Here is a 16,870-nt window from a genome sequence, read left to right as displayed (position 1 = left end):
TACTCTATTAAGGCTTTTCGGTATACGCCTCATTCTGAAGTAAATGCTTTAAGAAATCTTTTGTATGCTATTGGGAAGAATATTAATTTCCCAGATACCCACTGGTTATCGACCTTATTCGGTGGTTGATATGATCGGCTATGATCATTTGTTCTGTGTTGTCATTAAATATCAATCCGTGGGGATGGTAAAACTTAGCTTGACTTACACAGCCGTCAATATTCCCAGAAGTGCTTCCTGCTACAGTAGTAACTTGACCTTTGGGAGAGATCATACGAATTTTGTTATTTTGGGTATCGGCTATAAATAGATTGCCTTTTTCATCAAGGGCAATCCCTCTGGGATTATTAAACCTGGCCTGTGCACCAATCCCATTGGCAAATCCTGCTGTCCCGTTTCCTGCTATGGTTGTGACTACACCTATACTGCTGATTTTTCTTACGCTATGATTACTGGCATCGGTTATGAATAGGTTTTGGTTTTCATCTACTTCAATAGCACTAGGAAAACGAAATAATGCTTGACCATCACTTGTATCTGCAAACCCTGGACCGTCTCCTGCTATCGTTGTGACACCATTATCAATACTATGCGCTATTCTACGAACTTTGTGATTTTTGGAATCGGCAACATATATTACCGTACCTGTATGATCAACGGCAAGCCCACTTGGGAAATTAAACCTGGCATTACTACCTGGACCATCTGCAAATCCGGCAACACTTCCGGCTACGGTGATGACTTGGCCATTTGTGGTGATTTTCTTTATTTTATGATTCTTTGCATCAGCTACATAAAGATTTCCAATATTGTCGATTGCTATTGCAGCGGGATAGTTGAATCTTGCACTTGCTAAGTCTCCATCAACATCGCCTTGTGCTCCTCCTGTAAGGGTGGTGACAATACCTTTGGGGCTTATTTTTCTGATTCGATTATTGTAACCATCTGCGACATATATATTCCCTTGGCTATCCATGGTCACATCTTCTGGAAAGTCAAATTTTGCTTCATTGGCTATCCCATCATTAAAACCTTTGGTACTTCCTGCAACTGTAGAGACCGTAATCCCATTACAGGCATATGCGGTGGTTTTGTGTTCATTAATGTTTTGTTTTTCTTCTGTACTTATAATATCATCTTTTTCACAACCGAGATTTATCATTAAAATCAAACTCATGAGTAGTGATATTGTTCCTTTTTTAATTGTTGACATTTCTTTAAGTATTAGATTAGTTTCTATATCTCAAAATTGTCAGAAAAGAATGGTGGATACAATATAGATTTCAGATGCGTCGTCTTATTTTTCAAATTCGCTGAAGAAATTCTGAAATATAACTTTTAGTGATTTTCAGAAACTAAAAACCCCATTTGATAAGATGTCAAATAGGGTTAACTTTTGAAGTAATTAATTCAAGATACTAACCAACAATTTATGAAGGTATTTATCTTTAATACTGACAATTTGATACGCCAGAAACGTGTTTCGGTCTTGCGATAATGATATTAGGATACTGTAACATAAACTGCAAATTAACGGTTACTTGTTCTGACCATACATTATTAACAACATCGAAATATACTATGTATCCTGTATTTTCTTGAGCACCATTAAGCGGATCGGTAGTAGAAGCTATACCTAAACGGTATGATCGGTTATGGAACTGTAAATCCTTAGGAAAATATAACTCTACACATCTTTGATTAAGCATATAATCCAAATATTCTTCTGCCAAGATCTCTGGATCTAGGAGATTAGGGTTGATGTTTCTAACCACCGGATAATCGGGATGCTCTTGTTGATGATCTGGTCCCCAGGCAGGGCTTGTTACATAATATTGTAAACGATCAACAAACTTTTTATGAAAACCACTTGTTTTTGTCTTGGTGCCCACTAAATCATCAAAAGCTATACTCCTTCCTGAAGAGGCACTGAGTAAGGCTTCTATCTGTTCTCTAGAGGCTTCATCAAATATTAAAACCTCTGCGGTAATAAATGAAGCCCACTGCATTCTGTTTTCAAAAACTTTCTGAGCATCATCTTGCTTAGCAATTGTTTTTCTTTTTTCAGAAGTATCGAATACATTTTGAGGTCCTTCCTGACTAATATCCTCGGTTTGACAAGAGGTGATCAAAAAAATGAATACTAAAAATTGAAATATGGTTTTCATGGTGTACAAGTGTTTGCGTAATGATAGGGTTTACTTACTTGAAAAGCAAAGTACTTTATAAAAGTGCTGGCTTAATTTTCATATCCGTGGTGCTGCTTTTAAAATCCGTTTTATTCTTTCTTCTTAGATGTATGATTTGACAATTAGTTGTCAAAAATTCTCTTTAGCGCATAATCTTTTCTTCTTCCAGAAACTGGAATACTAGTGTCAAAATTGACAACAAGGTATCCTCGCTTATTGTACCTAAGCACATGTTTTTTGTTAACGATATAGGATTGATGGCATCTCACAAAGGTATCTTCAGAAAGAAGTTCTTCTATCTTTTTCATCGATTTGGAAACAACAATCTTTTCGGTTTGTTGGGTGTAAAAAGTAGTGTAATTTCCTTCGGAGTTGCAGTATAAAATATCGTCTTCATAAATAGCATATACATTGTCCATGGTTTTTAGAATAATCCGTTTTTTTCTGCTCCCCTAAAATACTCCTGAGACACCTCTGCAAATTTTTTGAGATAATCGCTTTTTGTGTTTTTAACGATGGCTTTTTGAACTGCTTCTTTAAACTCTGAAGGATCAATAGGTTTTAAAATATAATCCAGTGCTCCAACTTTGATCGCTTTGATGGCATGTTGATCAAACCCGGTCACAAAAATAACCTCAAAATCTTTGTAAATGCTTTCTGCAATCAAATCAAAACCAGTTTTCTCTCCCAGATGTACATCAAGAAATAACAAGTCAGGCTGTACCTGATTTATAGCTTTAAGTCCTTCAGAAACATCAGAAGCTTCGGCTTGTATATGGATCGAATCCTTAAAATGAGTGGTTACTAATTCTTGAATATCCTGGCGTACATGAGCCTCGTCATCGATTACAATGGCTTTTATCATTTTCAGTGGTTTTTATACGGCATTTTAAAGGCTACAATTACGCCCGTATCGTTTTTGTCAATATCAGATTTATTCGTGATGACTAATTTTTCTTTGGTCATTTTTTCCACAAATTCCGAAATTAATTGAATAGAAACAGATGGATTTGAGCTGTTCGTTTTGGGTGCAATACCTTGGCCGTTATCTTCTATCCTACAAAGGATAAATTTGTTTTTTCGGGAAAGTATGATGCTTAGTTTTCCCAAATAGTCAATGGTTCGAAATCCATGTTCAATACTATTTTCTAATATAGGTTGTAAAAGCATTGGAGGGATAAAAATATGTTCATCTTCTTCAATTTCTTCCAAGTGAATAGAATATTCAAATTTTTCAGGGAAACGCAATAATTGAAGATCCAGGTATTGTTTTAGTGAATTCAGTTCTTTTTCTAATTTCACGTAGTTCGTCATCGAGTTTTCAAGGGTAATACGTAATACACGAGAAAACGTCAATAGATATTGTACGGCTTTGTTGGGGCTGTCTTTAACTAAGTTTTGAATAGCGTATAAGGTATTAGAAGTAAAATGTGGATTCATTTGTGATCGTAACAAACGTTGCTGCATTAAAAGCTGCTCTTTCTCGAACTTTAATTTTCTTCGTACATATAAAAAAGATAGAATAACCAATAATAAAACAACTGCAATTGTGATAGAGATTTGCCTGGATTCCAGGGCGATGCTTTTTAAAACCGCTTCTTGCTTTTCTTCAAGCAATTGCTTTTCGTTTTCGTTTGCTTTTTCTAACGCTACTAATTCATTTTCAAACTTAGTTTTGTATTGCTTTTCCTGAAAGCTAAAGATCGAATCAATACTATTAAGTACTTCTTTATCATTTTTAGAAGCTAAAGCCAATCTGGCTTGATACTTCAGGACACTTTTTTGAAGAGAAGAATTGGTAGCAAATACTGCTAATTGTGCTACAGAGTCCAAATATGCCTTTGCACTTTCGTATTCTCCCAACTCAATAAAAGCTTCAGAAATATTAGCATATCCAGTAGCCAAAGAATTTGCAGTGTAGTTGTCTTTTTTTAACTTTTTGGTATGAAATACTCCTTTTTTATAATGCTCAATGGATTTTCTATATTGCTTTTCATAAAAAAGATATACCCCATACTCACCATACAATTGTCTTAAATGATCATGAGTTAGTTGCTCTGATGCTCCCAAATAATGATCTAATGTTTCAAAGGTTCCTTTTTTGTCTCCTAAGCTGTAATATTTAAGTTCAGCTTGTGCGATTACCGCCTTGATCACACTTGATTGTCTATTTAATTCTGAAAGAACTTGTATTCGTGATTCATTGTGTTGTAAAGCTTTGTGATAAGCTCCAACCTTCTTTTGATTATTCTCTCTAAAAAAATACAACAATCCTAAGTTTTCCTTTTGAGTAGAATCGATCAAGGATTCAAAGGTGTCTGTTAATGCTATGCAATCTCCATATCTACCTTGGGATAATAACAGATTCCAGAGTTGATAAAAATAGGCTGCCTGATTATTTCCTACGGCTCCTTTTTTGGCAAAATCGATCACTTTAAAAAGGTAATGTTCTGCACTATCCAATTTCCTTTCATTAAGAAAATACTTACCAGTTAGATAGATGTTTCGTTCAATTAACGAATCGGGAGCGTTGGTATGTTTGAGCAAATTAGAGGCTTGTTGCAAAGCATTGTAGCTTTCGGAAGAATCCTGATGAATCTGTATAATTTGATCAATGGTTTCCTGATTAGATTTTTGCTTATTATTAGAACAAGCATAAAGAAATAGTGTAAAAAGAACCCCTAAGAAGCAATATCTTACCATAACACAACAATAAATTCGCTTGAGTTCATGTCTTTAGATTATATCTTTATACTAATATTATCTTATAAGTGCAATATGGTCAAAACGTAGTATTTCCCTCTGAAGACCAAGTACTTTTACAAACATAAAAGATATCACAAATATTTGCAACATGCGTTTTTTACAAGATAGTCCCACTTGGGCTCTCTTCGATTCGTGCCTCACTCAGAGTGAACTTCTCGCCCAAGAATTGTTTTATTACATTGAATAAAAAAACCTTAGCTTTCGCTAAGGCTTTGTTATAAAGTGGTCCCACTTGGGCTCGAACCAAGGACCCCCTGATTATGAGTAACTTCTAATTCAAATCTTATCTAAACTACAAAATGCTTATATGTTTGATAATCAAAAACAAAGCAAAAATAAGATTTTGAAAGGGTTTTTATGAAACCATATAAAACCGAAAAAAGTGGGCAAAAAGTGGGCAAAAAAACTTTTGTAATTATCTCGTTACATGTAACTTAGACATTCAATAAATACAAATTTTATTTATGGCTAAAGTCTTCTTTTTCTAGATAAAAGAAATAACAATTCAGATAAATTTCCAGTAGTATTAAGGGTAAGTCATCAAAGAAAAAGAAAGGATTTAAGAACTCCCTATACGGTTTCTAGTAAACAATGGAATGAAAAGCAAAAGGTATTTAAAAGCTCTTATCCAAATTCTGTGAATGCAAATGCTAGGTTGAGTAAGCGAATTAGTGTAGCGAAAGAGGTGATATCCGATTGCGAACCTTTTTTGAAAGAGATGTCCGTAGGGAAGCTCGCAAGTCTAATCCAAGATCGAATAGACGAAAAAGGGAAAGATAAACTTAACGAGATAATAAAAACCAAAATAATTAGTAATACTCGATTACAGGAGTATAGCAAAATAGTAATTGATAGATATAGAGATGCCAAACGTTTTGGAATGGCCAATGCTATCGAAGATGCAGTTGTAACGGTTGTAAAGTTTAATGATAGTAAGGATCCTTTGCTTTCTGATATTGATGAAACATTTTTGGAAAATTTAGAAGCTTATTATTTAAATAAAGGAAATACATTAAATGGTCTAGGAGTACGATTAAGATCAATAAGACGAGTATTTAATTTAGCAATTAAGGATAGCCATACTGAAATTAATATAGAGGATTATCCTTTTGGCAAGAATGGATATTCTATAAAACAACAACGTACCAAAAAAAGAGCGGTCGGTTTAGATATAATTGAAAAAATAAAAAATCTTAAATACCCAGAGGATTCTGCCCTATGGCACCATAAGAATTATTTCCTGTTCAATTTTTATATGCGCGGGATGAATTTTATGGATATGGCTTATTTGAAAGTTGGGTCCATAAATAAGGGTAGACTTCAATATAAACGAAGAAAAACTAGAAGAGGTAATAATGTCAAAGAGTTTGATATTTTGATTCCTAAAGAGATAGCAGCTATACTCGAATTTTATACCAAAGGGAAGTCAAAAAACGATCTTGTTTTTCCAATTCTATCCGATGTTATACATACAGAATCTGATAAAAGAATTCATGAAGTATATAGCAGCAGGTTAAAAAATCATAATAGAAGATTAAATACCATTAGCAAAGAATTAGGATTGACTACTAAACTAACAACTTATGTCGCCCGGCATACATTTGCTACTGCAGGTTTACATAAAGGAGTTTCTAAGGCCCAAATTGGAGACATGCTTGGTCATACCAATTATTATACTACTGAAGCTTATTTTGCAGATTTTGAAAATCAAGTTTTGGATGAAGCTGCAGAAAAGATTTTTAGTTAATTTCGTCTGAAATCGGGATTTATGGATTTAAAAATACGATTACGTAAAAAACTGGATGAAATAGCAGAAGTTTTGTCGACTGAAGCTATTAAAAACACTGAAACAGGTGTATTGGGGGGATTATCAGGAATAGCCTTATTTCAGTTTTATTATTCTGAATTTGTAGGTGAAGATCAATATGCAATTGAAGGGACTGAAACGTTATCATATGCATTTAATAAAATAACAGATGGACATCCCTACCCTACATTTTGTGATGGTATTGCAGGAGCTTTTTGGGTATTAGAATTGTTAAAGGAAGAAGGTTTTATAGGATTAGAAGAAGATGTCATCACTCCTGATTTAGATAAGTTTCTTTTGGATCGAATGCAAATAGATATTGAAAATAATTATTTTGATTTTTTACACGGAGCAATGGGATATGGTTATTATTTCTTCAAACGCTATCTAAATAGTAAATCTCTGGTTTCTAAAAAAAGATATAAGGATTATATTGATAGGTTAATCGCTTTTTTAAAAACACCAGTATCACAAGTGAAGATGGGATTTGGTGGAAGTCTGAGATAAGAGTTGGTGAAAAAATGTTTGAAGTTTGTAACTTGGGATTATCTCATGGAATACCTAGTATAATTAATTTTTTGTCCAGGTTGGCTGAGGAACCAGAGTTTAATAAGAAAGTTCAAAATTTAATACTTAATGCATGTAATTATATTTTAAGTTGCAAATATATCAACAAAAGATACTCTTCTTCATTCCCTAATTGGATAACCAATGAAAATCCAAGAGGTTCGGATTCTAGATTAGCATGGTGTTATGGGGATTTAGGTATTGGAATTACATTAATAAGAGCAGGTGAAACATTAAAAATAGCAAGTTTTATTGAAGAAGGAGTGAAAATTCTTTTAGAAACAACTAAAAGAAGGGATTTGCAGGAAGCTATGGTTAAGGATGCTGGAGTGTGCCACGGTGCTTTTGGAATAATGCACATTTATAACTTTGTCTTTGAAAAGACTAACAACAATGTCTTTTTGGAATCAGCGATCTTTTGGGCTGAAGTTGGGCTTGAATTAGGTGTTCATAAAAATGGTTCCGCTGGATATTTATTTGGTTCTGAGGGGAATTGGACAAAGAAAAATCATTTATTAAATGGGGTTTCTGGGGTAGGGTTATCAATATTATCATTCTTATCTCCCCAGGAACAAAGATTGGAATGGGATCAAGCCATTTTAATAAGATAATAAAAATAAAAGTACTAAAACACTAGCTTTCTTTATAGCTAGTAAATCTCTATCTATATATTAGATAGATCATGGTTAATTTACTTGATAATCGGGATGTCCCATTTGCCATAAGGCAAAGGAAAAAACATCTGCGTACAATTCATAAACTGTGGATTTAGAGGTGTTCATGCTGCCGTGACCTTGATCAAATTTAACCTTAAACAAAATTGGAGTGTCCGCAGCATTAGATGCTTGTAGGCGAGCAACAAATTTAGCTGGATCCCAAATGGCAACTCGACCATCCTTCATTCCACCAGTAACTAATGTGGCAGGATATTTCACTCCTTTTTCTATGTGATGATACGAGTCCATTTCTAATAAAGCTTCGAATTCTTCTTTAATTTTTATTGTACCAAATTCTTTAACCCCATTTTTACCGTTTGCCTGGTTTTCAGCTCGAAGTTTGTTGGTTGCTGGTGAAGTCAGTATCACTGCTTTGTATAAATCCGGTCTATCAGTCATAGCTCTTCCAGCAAGAATTCCGCCAGCACTGGATCCCCAAATAGCAGATTTCTCAGGAGATGTATAACCTTCTTTGATCATATATTCTGTAGTAGCAATCATATCTTTCCAGGTGTTAGGTTTGTTAACCTTTTGTCCTGCTTTATGCCAAGCTTCTCCCTTTTGTCCTCCTCCTCTGACATGTGCAAAAACCAAAATACCTCCTCTGGCTACCCAAGTTAAAAAGTTTGGGTTAAAAGGAGTACTACCAACACCACCATAAGATCCGTAACCATAAAATAAAGTGGGATTTTTCCCGTTTTTTGTTATTTTTTTATTTCTGATAATAGAAACCGGAACTAAAACATTATCATGAGAAGGAATTTCTATTTGTTCAACGACCAAATCCTTAAAATTAGGATAATTATTGTATGGAATAATTCCTTCTATTATGAATTCTTTAGTTTTGGTATCAAAAATATAATGAATACCAGGAGTTAAATACCCTCTAGCACTTACACGTAATTTATTTTGATCATACCCTAAAGATTTAATGTTTAAATCACCAACGGAATTTGGCAGTACTATTTCCTCTTCAATACCGTTTTTAAGAACATATAATTTGCCATCAACTCCATTTTTTTTGGTTGTGAAATAAATCTCATTTTCAAGTAGAACAAAATTGGTGATTAGTCGATCTTTTTTTCCGGTACTACTATTTTTGGATTTTCAAAATCTGGATTAAGCATTGAAGTAGAACAAATTTGCCGGTTGGAAGCATTTTTAGCTGTTAAAAAAACTAGATTATCGCTTTGATCAACTCTAATACTTTTGATTTTTTCAGATGCTTTGTAAAGAGGGATCCATTTATGAATTTTAGAAGTCAACTCAACTTCCTTTTTGTAATATACATCGAAAGAGCTTGAGGCTCCTCCAACTACAGCGAACAAATACCCATCTTCTGGATCATAATTTTCAACTATTGGGAAATCTTCAGGTTTAAGGCTTAATTCAGGGTTATTCTCAATCGAAAAGACATCTACAGCTTCATTTTTTGAGTCAAGTTTAAATAGCTTTGTTTTAGTATTTAATAAATGTTCCTTGTGAACTGCATCGGCAACATTAACATGTAAATAAGTGAAACCTGAATTATCAGACAACCAGTTGATGCCACCGATACTGGTCCTAACGTTTTTAGCTCTTTTTGTAAAATTTGCTGCGTATTGACATCTATAATAATTACTTCAGATGTCTCTTCCCCTTTTTTTACAAGGCTAACAGCAACCTTTGTTCCTAACCAATCTGGTTTTACATAATTGATAAAAAGATCCTCTTTGCTTTCAAAGTTTGAAGGATCAAACAAAAGAACCTCTTTATCGTTTAAGTTTTTCTTATAGAAAAGTTTTGCAACTGTTTGTTCCGCCAATGTTTTCGTATAAAAGTATTTTCCATTTTCTGTATATCGGATTGTACCTATTGAAAATTTATCTGAATCTTCATAAGATTTTAACTCAGAGATCAGTTCTTCTCTTCTAGTTATCTTTAATAACGTTTGTTTAGCATACTTTCCTTGACTTTTTAGCCAACTTATAACCGTAGAGTCTTTTAAATTTTCTAAATTCCGATATGGATCTATAACTTTTTGCCCATGATATTCATCAATAGCCTCAACGGAAGCTATTTTTGGGAGATCAGTTTTTTTGGGTACAGGATATTAAAAGAATGAAAATCAAAAATCTTTTATACATAAAACCTTAGCTTATACTATTAACAATTAACAAAAGTACTGTTGTTTGTCTTACATTCAGGATTAGTGTCTTCGGAATCCGTATTACCACATCCATTATTCCCTTGAGTTCCACCAAAAATTTTAGATGCACCAATATTTGATAATTTACTTACTTGTATTTTTCCTAGACTTAACTGTTTAAAATTTTTCCTTTTTTTCATTTTAATAATTTTAATAATTTTCGATAGCAAATATAAATTAAATCTTAGGAGATTTATTAATTGCCGATTTAATTCTACATCAAATTCTAGAATTTTATCAGTAAAAAATAACTCTATGTGTCTTGTTTTTCAGACTCTTGTAGTTTTTTTATAAAGTAAGAAGGGTAAATTCCAGTTTTAGAATGAAAATACCGCGTAAATATTCCAGTGGAATTAAAACCAGCTTCTTTTGCCAAGGCTTTAATAGTATATTTTTGTAACTTTTGTTTCTTTTTTGATTCTTCGATAATATTTTCTATTCTTAGGTCATTAATATAGTTAATAAAACTTTTGTTTTTATGAAATTTAATTACTTGCGTAAGATACTTGGAGTTAGTTTTTAATTTTTTAGCTACAATGCTTGTGGTAAGATTTGGATTTGTAAATTCCTTATTTTCTTCGAATTTATTTAGACCTAGAAGTATCATTTTGATAATATCCTCTGATATGTTGGGTTCTGAAATGGCTATATGATTTTGTTTTTTTAGTTCCTTTTGTTCTTCTTTAGAATTCATTAGCTTTTCAAACTGTAACTGATTTTTTTATTCTTTTTGTAATATAGAATTAACAATGAAGAAATCAATATAATTATCAAGATGGATATTATTATAATATATCTGTACTGTTTTTTTCCAGTAGATAACTCTTCTATTAATTTTTCTTTTCTAGCCAGTAAAATAGGAGTATCATAATCTTTTATAATTTTACTATTCAAATTTTTGAAACGGAGATCTATTAAACTATCATTATATAATAATCTATTGGTATAGTATAGTTGTTCATTGTATAGGTTGTTTTTGGCATAATATTCTATAAGCGTAATGTATGCAGGGCGAATTTTTGGAATAACATAATCAGACTCTTTTGTCAAAGAATCGATTTTTTTGAAGTATTTAATAACCTTATCTTTTTCATTAATTGAGGCATACGATTTACCTAGAAAGAAATATGCCTCTATTAAATCATAATTATCATAAATAAATTTAGATTCAGGTCTAGAAAAAGCTTTTAAAGATTTTTCGATATCGATTATGGATTCATCATAATTTTTTAGATGATAGTTTATGACACCTCGATGAAAAAGAAAAATATTTTGTATGGGCATACCTTTAGATAAATTATAACCATTTCTATTGTATGCAATTGCAGAATCGATTTCTTCATTTTCTCTAAATGATCTAATTAGCTCTGAATAACTATTAAAATAAGAAGTAGAATTCTGAGAATTGGATTGTTTATATGCTAAACACTTTTTTAGTAGAACTTTAGCTTCATCATATTTTCCTAACTTTCTCTTTAACAATGCTATATTATGGTAAAGAACATGTTCATACAAGGTGTCTTTTTTTTGTTTTGCAGACGTTAAACCTTGCAAATAAATATCTAATGCCTCATCAAACAGGCCATTAGTATCGTAGGCCATGCCTTTGTTAATGTAAATCAAAGTTGGGAAATATTTGAAATCACTTTTTTTACCAAAAGCAATAGCACTGTCATAATATGTTATTCTTTTTTCTAAGTTATTTTTCTGAGTTCTAGCTAATAAACGGTATGCTCTTGCTATTTTTGCATTATTATTTTCAATTTTTGTCTTAACTAAGATTGCCCTTGCATATTTTTTTGCTTTTTCCGGCTCTGCTTCAAGTAGACCGTTATATTTTTCCAGAAGTTCATGATAATCTTTTTTTACTAAGGAATCATGAACAGAAACTTTCTCTTCTTGAGAATGTAGAGCATTGGGTAGCAGGATAACTGCTATCAAAAAAGAAATTAGCTTATAAAACGATACCATAGTTAATCTTAATTAAACTGATCTTCTACTTTATAGTAACTTTTAAATTAAAAGTGTTACCCTGATTATGGATGAAAAACGGGATAAAGATACATGTTTTCTAATCTATTTTAAGGTTTCCTATAAAACCATATAAAACATTTATTATCAATATACTTCACAAGTTTTTTGAGAGCTTAAATTCTAGAATTATACCCTCCAATTTCTAGAATCAAGACTTTCTTCCCTTGCATAACACTTTGTTTACTTTCTACTTTTGATCCAAACAAAAAATTAAAAATGGAAAGATTTGGGTATAACGGAAAAAGTCAGTTCATCGTAGATGTAATACAGGCACTCCAGATGAAGTTACACGAGTTTATGTACAATTTGGTGCACCATAGTCCGTATGAAGTACTGTTGTATGTATGGATACATAAACTCTACTTAAAGGGAAAATCTAGCGAAGAAGCAGTACAGATCATATATAAAACCCGGAATATCTTTTTGTTAAGAAAGGATAGTAACTCCTGCAATCCTTCTAATGTTTTTTAAATATCATCACAATTTGATTATCCCCTTACCTCTATTATAAAAAATACACGTAAACCAATCCCATTAACAAAACTTAATAACCTTAAAAGAGAAGAATAATGAATAATATAGTACAGCAACTGGAACTAATAGAACGAATGGATCAGTTGATCCGCATGCAAGCTACAGGAAACCCTATAGCATTTGCCAATCGGTTAGCAGTGTCAAAAACCAAACTATATCGTATTCTTAACACCATGAAAGCTTTAGACGCACCTGTTGTATACGATAATACTTTGCAAAGCTTTGTATACGAACATTCTGTGGGTTTCAGTTTTGGATTTTATGAGCATAGTTTTGTGAGTTGATGGATAATAAAAAATGAGATTGTTATGATCACTCTTTTCTCTTGAAACTTACCGACACTTGTTTTATAAAAAACACACTCACAATACAGATTTCTGTATTGCGAAAAGAAGGTAAGATGATAGTTTTGCACTTGTCTTTGATGAGCAAGGGAAAAATTATCAAAAACTTTAACATTTCAATAAAGCAGAGTTTCAAAATTTGAAACTGGCGCGGTGTAATATTGCATTACAAAAAGGAAAAATTGAATTACAATTATTTGTGTTTAGATAATGAATCATAAGGGATAAGTTTAATTAGGAGTAGGCACCAAAAGAGAAGATTTCTCTGCTTATCCCTTTCCGGTTCATTGGTACATGGTAATTGGTTTAAATATTATGGGATTAATACAGTAAAACAAAAATTAAGTAACTAAATCAAATGAACATTTCAACAATGAAACAATCAATCATACTGTTTCTGATGGTGGTATGCTCTATGGCTACTGCTCAGGAATTACCAGATGTTACTCCGGTCTCACCAGAGGCTGCTTCTATTGCCCGTTATGGTCAAATACCAGTTGGGTTATTTACAGGAACTGCGCAGGTAAGTGTTCCAATCTATACTTTTTCTTCAGGACCATTATCCATTCCAGTGAGTTTGGATTATAGTTCAAATGGAATTCGAGTAGATGAATATTCCTCTTCAGCTGGGTTGGGCTGGAATCTATCTGCAGGAGGAGCGATTACCAGATCGGTATATGGCAAAAAAGATGAAAATCAGTATCGACCTGCAAAAAATGTAGATCTAAATGATCCTGTGGCTCGGTTTTTCTATGCTTCAGCCGCTGCTGATCCGGGACCTGATGGAATTGATATTCAACCGGATATTTTCTCTTTTAGCTTTAATGGTTTTAGCGGTAAGTTTTATCTAGATGATAACGCACCTTTTTTTATTGATCGCAATATTATTTTCTTAGAACCTTCTCCGGTAAAAGTGGAAATACTAAACGTAGGTCTAGAGTATCATTTTAAAATTACTGATCCTAGTGGGATTGTTTATTATTTTGGAGGTGCTAATGCGATTGAAAAATCCAGATATTCTTCTACAAATCAGGCTAGTTCTGGTGATGTAAGGCCGCTTGTGCCTTCTGCATGGTATCTCACTAAAATTACACATCCATCAGGAGAAGAAATCACTTTTTCTTATAGTTCTACATCAAGTATTTATAAACAAAGTATCTCGCAAAGTGTAACTCGAGTAGATGGTTTTTATCGGGATTCTGATGCTTGTATTTCAAGTGGTAGTGATAGTGCATTTTTGAATATTGCACAAGGGAATACTTCTTACCTTTCACAAATTAGTTCAACAGAATCAGGAAGTATTACTTTTAATTATAGCCCCAAAGCGAATATGCCTACTGGTTTTAATAAACTGGAAGAAATCGTAATTAAAAACCAGCATGATACTACCATTAAGAGCTTTTCTTTAGAATATGATATGGTATCTAGTACAAAAGCTAATTTAGATTTTACGCAAGAACCCTATTTTAATACAAGATATTATCTATCCAAGGTAACCGAAATTTCTTCTAGCGGGACGCTATTATCACCATATACTTTTGAATATAATAACCCGCAAGAATTACCTGCACGTTTTGTATATGCTCAGGATCATTGGGGATTTTATAATGGTAAAGATGACAATCGTAATTTGATCTCTACTGAGGCGATAGATAAGATAGCAGCGAACTTTGTGCTCTATAACGCATTGAGTGGTTTTGAAGCTGCAGATCGAAGTCCTAATTCTACGCATGCAAACTTTGGAATGATAAAAGGGATCACCTATCCTACCAAAGGAAAGAATGAGTTTAGTTACGAAGGGCATGGATATTACGGAGAAGTAACCACAAATCCTCCTTATGTAGATCAAATTGCAAATGTTACCAATACCAATCCAAACGGTAGTTTTGATACTCCAATGATTACCCATGCTCATAAAGGATGGTTGAGCTTTGGCGCTAACCTGGATGATTTTAGCCAGGGTATTGGAGATACAACAAATCCGTTGAATTTTAATATTGCAGTAATTGATGTGTTTGATATCACTACAGGTACAGAAGTGGGGGTTTCTATTTTCAGAGAATCTGATGTTCATGGCAATAGTCCTATACCAGGAGTAGCCTATGGGCTTACCAATCTTAATTTTTCAAAGAGAAGGTATGTGCGATTAGAAAAAGACCATCGCTATCGATTTAAAATCAGATTAAATAATGGGTATACACTTTCTAATATCAAGCTCACTTACTTTGATCAATTACCTATTGTGACTACACAAAAAATTCCAGTTGGTGGGATGCGTATTGCTGAAGTAAAAACATTGGATGGTAATGGAAAGGTTGAAACCAAAAAATACCATTATGGGAATATGGATTGTCTGGATTGTGATTCTGGGGTGGCTATTGCTAGAAATATAGAACCACATATCAATACCAATACTGTACTGTTTAATGATGCTGATAATGAAGCGACTTTATGTGGTTCTACTACCATATCCTCAAACACCGCTTTTCCTTTGTATGGAGTACAAGGATACCATATTGGATATAATAAAGTAATCGAGGAATTAGGAGAAGATTTTAAGGGAGGGTTAAAACTACATGAGTTTGAGAGTGATTTTTTGCTTGTTCCTAACGTTGCTGTTTTTGGAGAAGAATATATTGCTGGATTGCCATATAGTAACTTCTATGGATTTGGACGTAAGCTTTCAGAAAAGACCTATAAAAAAGAAAACAACGGTTTTAAAATCATTCAGGAACAAGCCAATGAGTATACTCATAAAACAAACTTGGATAAAGAAACAATAGTATATTCAGTGCGACAAGCAAGGAGTATCGCCGCGGGATTTGGATTTGCAGATGATCCAGGATATACCCTACAAAATACTCAATATCATATTGGTCAATATTCATTATTGCGCCAATGGCACACCATGAGTAAACGTACTACTAAGCAGTATAATAGTGATGGAGAGGATCCATTAACAACTACAGAAAAGTTCTTTTATGATAATGTAGATCACTTGCAACAAACCCGAACAGAAGTGACCGATAGTAAGGGCAGAATCATTAAAACCCAGACCATCTATCCTCAGGATATTGAACCTACTAATCGTACAGCTACTGAGCAAAAATTGATCGATCAGCATCAAATTGCTGCAGCAATCGATGTGATTACCACAGAGCAGATAGGTGATGACGAAGAAGTACTTTCTAAAGTGCATAATGAGTATAAGGATTGGGGGAATAATGTATTACTTCCGAAAGAAGTGCTGACTGCTAAAGGAAGTGATGATTTAGAACTTAGAGTAAAATATACATCTTACGATAGTTTTGGTAATCCAACTGAGGTAGCCAAGGCAGATGGTACGCCTATGGCTTATATCTGGGGATATGATCACCAATACCCGGTAGCAAAAATTGAGAATATGACCTATAGCGGAGTAGCTGCATATGTTGGTGAGATTCAAAATAAATCCAACTCGGATACTGATCACAAAATGGGTGGTCAAGGCACTGAAGGGGCTCTACGTACAGAACTGAATAAGTTACGTACAGAGTTGCCAACCGATGCCATGGTCACTACCTATACCTATGATCCTATGGTGGGCGTAACCAGTATGACCGATCCAAGAGGGTACACGGTATATTATGAGTATGATGATTTTAATCGTCTGCAGTATGTACGAGATACCGATGGCAATCTGATTTCTGAGAACAAATACCACTATAAAAACTAATCCTAAAAAG

17 protein-coding genes and 1 pseudogene are annotated in these 16,870 nt (G+C 33.4%); 7 read left to right on the top strand and 11 right to left on the bottom strand.

Going from position 1 to position 16,870, the window contains the following annotated elements; genetic code table 11:
* Nucleotides 1–82 precede the first annotated feature (82 nt).
* The 5 genes from AC0L3Q_RS24615 to AC0L3Q_RS24595 form a co-directional block, all read right to left on the bottom strand.
* Entirely contained in the window at nt 83–1,213 is a 1,131-nt protein-coding gene (locus AC0L3Q_RS24615; protein ID WP_473283866.1) for an NHL repeat-containing protein, read from the bottom strand.
* A gap of 235 nt (nt 1,214–1,448) precedes the next feature.
* Nucleotides 1,449–2,168 (bottom strand): hypothetical protein, encoded by a 720-nt coding sequence (locus AC0L3Q_RS24610; RefSeq protein WP_473283864.1) that lies wholly within the window; start codon nt 2,166–2,168, stop codon nt 1,449–1,451.
* Nucleotides 2,169–2,311: 143 nt separating this feature from the next.
* A complete protein-coding gene (locus AC0L3Q_RS24605; protein WP_473283861.1) occupies nt 2,312–2,608 on the bottom strand; it encodes a LytR/AlgR family response regulator transcription factor in 297 nt (98 codons plus the stop codon).
* Between the two features lie 5 nt (nt 2,609–2,613).
* Nucleotides 2,614–3,054 (bottom strand): LytR/AlgR family response regulator transcription factor, encoded by a 441-nt coding sequence (locus AC0L3Q_RS24600; protein ID WP_473283858.1) that lies wholly within the window; start codon nt 3,052–3,054, stop codon nt 2,614–2,616.
* A gap of 2 nt (nt 3,055–3,056) precedes the next feature.
* Nucleotides 3,057–4,892, bottom strand: a complete 1,836-nt coding sequence (locus AC0L3Q_RS24595) for a histidine kinase (protein WP_473283855.1) — start codon at nt 4,890–4,892, stop codon at nt 3,057–3,059.
* 556 nt (nt 4,893–5,448) lie between these two features.
* Between AC0L3Q_RS24595 and AC0L3Q_RS24590 the strand changes: the two are divergent.
* From AC0L3Q_RS24590 to AC0L3Q_RS24575, 4 genes and pseudogenes are all read left to right on the top strand, one after another.
* Nucleotides 5,449–5,646 (top strand): annotated as a pseudogene (locus AC0L3Q_RS24590) (Arm DNA-binding domain-containing protein); the annotation flags it as partial.
* Between the two features lie 27 nt (nt 5,647–5,673).
* On the top strand, nt 5,674–6,702 hold the full coding sequence (locus AC0L3Q_RS24585; RefSeq protein WP_473287016.1) for a tyrosine-type recombinase/integrase: 1,029 nt from the start codon (nt 5,674–5,676) through the stop codon (nt 6,700–6,702).
* Nucleotides 6,703–6,723: 21 nt separating this feature from the next.
* A complete protein-coding gene (locus AC0L3Q_RS24580; RefSeq protein WP_473283852.1) occupies nt 6,724–7,269 on the top strand; it encodes a lanthionine synthetase LanC family protein in 546 nt (181 codons plus the stop codon).
* A 14-nt stretch (nt 7,270–7,283) separates the two neighbouring features.
* Nucleotides 7,284–7,940: a lanthionine synthetase LanC family protein gene (locus AC0L3Q_RS24575; RefSeq protein ID WP_473283849.1), complete on the top strand. Its 657-nt coding sequence runs from the start codon at nt 7,284–7,286 to the stop codon at nt 7,938–7,940.
* 75 nt (nt 7,941–8,015) lie between these two features.
* On the opposite strand, the gene AC0L3Q_RS24570 is transcribed toward AC0L3Q_RS24575, so the two are convergent.
* The 6 genes from AC0L3Q_RS24570 to AC0L3Q_RS24545 all read right to left on the bottom strand — a co-directional run bounded on the left by AC0L3Q_RS24570 (nt 8,016) and on the right by AC0L3Q_RS24545 (nt 12,174).
* Entirely contained in the window at nt 8,016–8,828 is an 813-nt protein-coding gene (locus AC0L3Q_RS24570) for a prolyl oligopeptidase family serine peptidase (protein ID WP_473283846.1), read from the bottom strand.
* A 284-nt stretch (nt 8,829–9,112) separates the two neighbouring features.
* Nucleotides 9,113–9,583 (bottom strand): hypothetical protein, encoded by a 471-nt coding sequence (locus tag AC0L3Q_RS24565; RefSeq protein ID WP_473283844.1) that lies wholly within the window; start codon nt 9,581–9,583, stop codon nt 9,113–9,115.
* A complete protein-coding gene (locus AC0L3Q_RS24560; protein WP_473287014.1) occupies nt 9,511–10,104 on the bottom strand; it encodes a beta-propeller domain-containing protein in 594 nt (197 codons plus the stop codon). The genes AC0L3Q_RS24565 and AC0L3Q_RS24560 overlap by 73 nt, the downstream gene beginning before the upstream one ends.
* An 86-nt stretch (nt 10,105–10,190) precedes the next feature.
* Nucleotides 10,191–10,373 (bottom strand): hypothetical protein, encoded by a 183-nt coding sequence (locus AC0L3Q_RS24555; protein ID WP_473283841.1) that lies wholly within the window; start codon nt 10,371–10,373, stop codon nt 10,191–10,193.
* Nucleotides 10,374–10,486: 113 nt separating this feature from the next.
* Nucleotides 10,487–10,927 (bottom strand): helix-turn-helix domain-containing protein, encoded by a 441-nt coding sequence (locus tag AC0L3Q_RS24550; protein ID WP_473283838.1) that lies wholly within the window; start codon nt 10,925–10,927, stop codon nt 10,487–10,489.
* The gene (locus tag AC0L3Q_RS24545; RefSeq protein WP_473283836.1) at nt 10,927–12,174 is read right to left on the bottom strand and encodes a tetratricopeptide repeat protein; all 1,248 of its coding nucleotides are present in this window, start codon (nt 12,172–12,174) and stop codon (nt 10,927–10,929) included. Before AC0L3Q_RS24545 ends, AC0L3Q_RS24550 begins: the two co-directional genes overlap by 1 nt.
* Before the next feature lie 309 nt (nt 12,175–12,483).
* Between AC0L3Q_RS24545 and AC0L3Q_RS24540 the strand changes: the two genes are divergently transcribed.
* The 3 genes from AC0L3Q_RS24540 to AC0L3Q_RS24530 all read left to right on the top strand — a co-directional run bounded on the left by AC0L3Q_RS24540 (nt 12,484) and on the right by AC0L3Q_RS24530 (nt 16,860).
* Nucleotides 12,484–12,738: a hypothetical protein gene (locus AC0L3Q_RS24540; RefSeq protein ID WP_473283833.1), complete on the top strand. Its 255-nt coding sequence runs from the start codon at nt 12,484–12,486 to the stop codon at nt 12,736–12,738.
* Nucleotides 12,739–12,836: 98 nt separating this feature from the next.
* Nucleotides 12,837–13,085, top strand: coding sequence for a hypothetical protein (locus tag AC0L3Q_RS24535; protein ID WP_473283830.1), 249 nt, complete (start codon nt 12,837–12,839; stop codon nt 13,083–13,085).
* A 433-nt stretch (nt 13,086–13,518) separates the two neighbouring features.
* The gene (locus AC0L3Q_RS24530) at nt 13,519–16,860 is read left to right on the top strand and encodes an RHS repeat domain-containing protein (protein WP_473283827.1); all 3,342 of its coding nucleotides are present in this window, start codon (nt 13,519–13,521) and stop codon (nt 16,858–16,860) included.
* Nucleotides 16,861–16,870 lie beyond the last annotated feature (10 nt).

The sequence above is a fragment of the Aquimarina sp. KJ22-3 genome (genome assembly GCF_055808215.1).
Note: the sequence above shows the minus strand (reverse complement) of the source record. Positions and strands in the feature narration are given on the sequence as shown.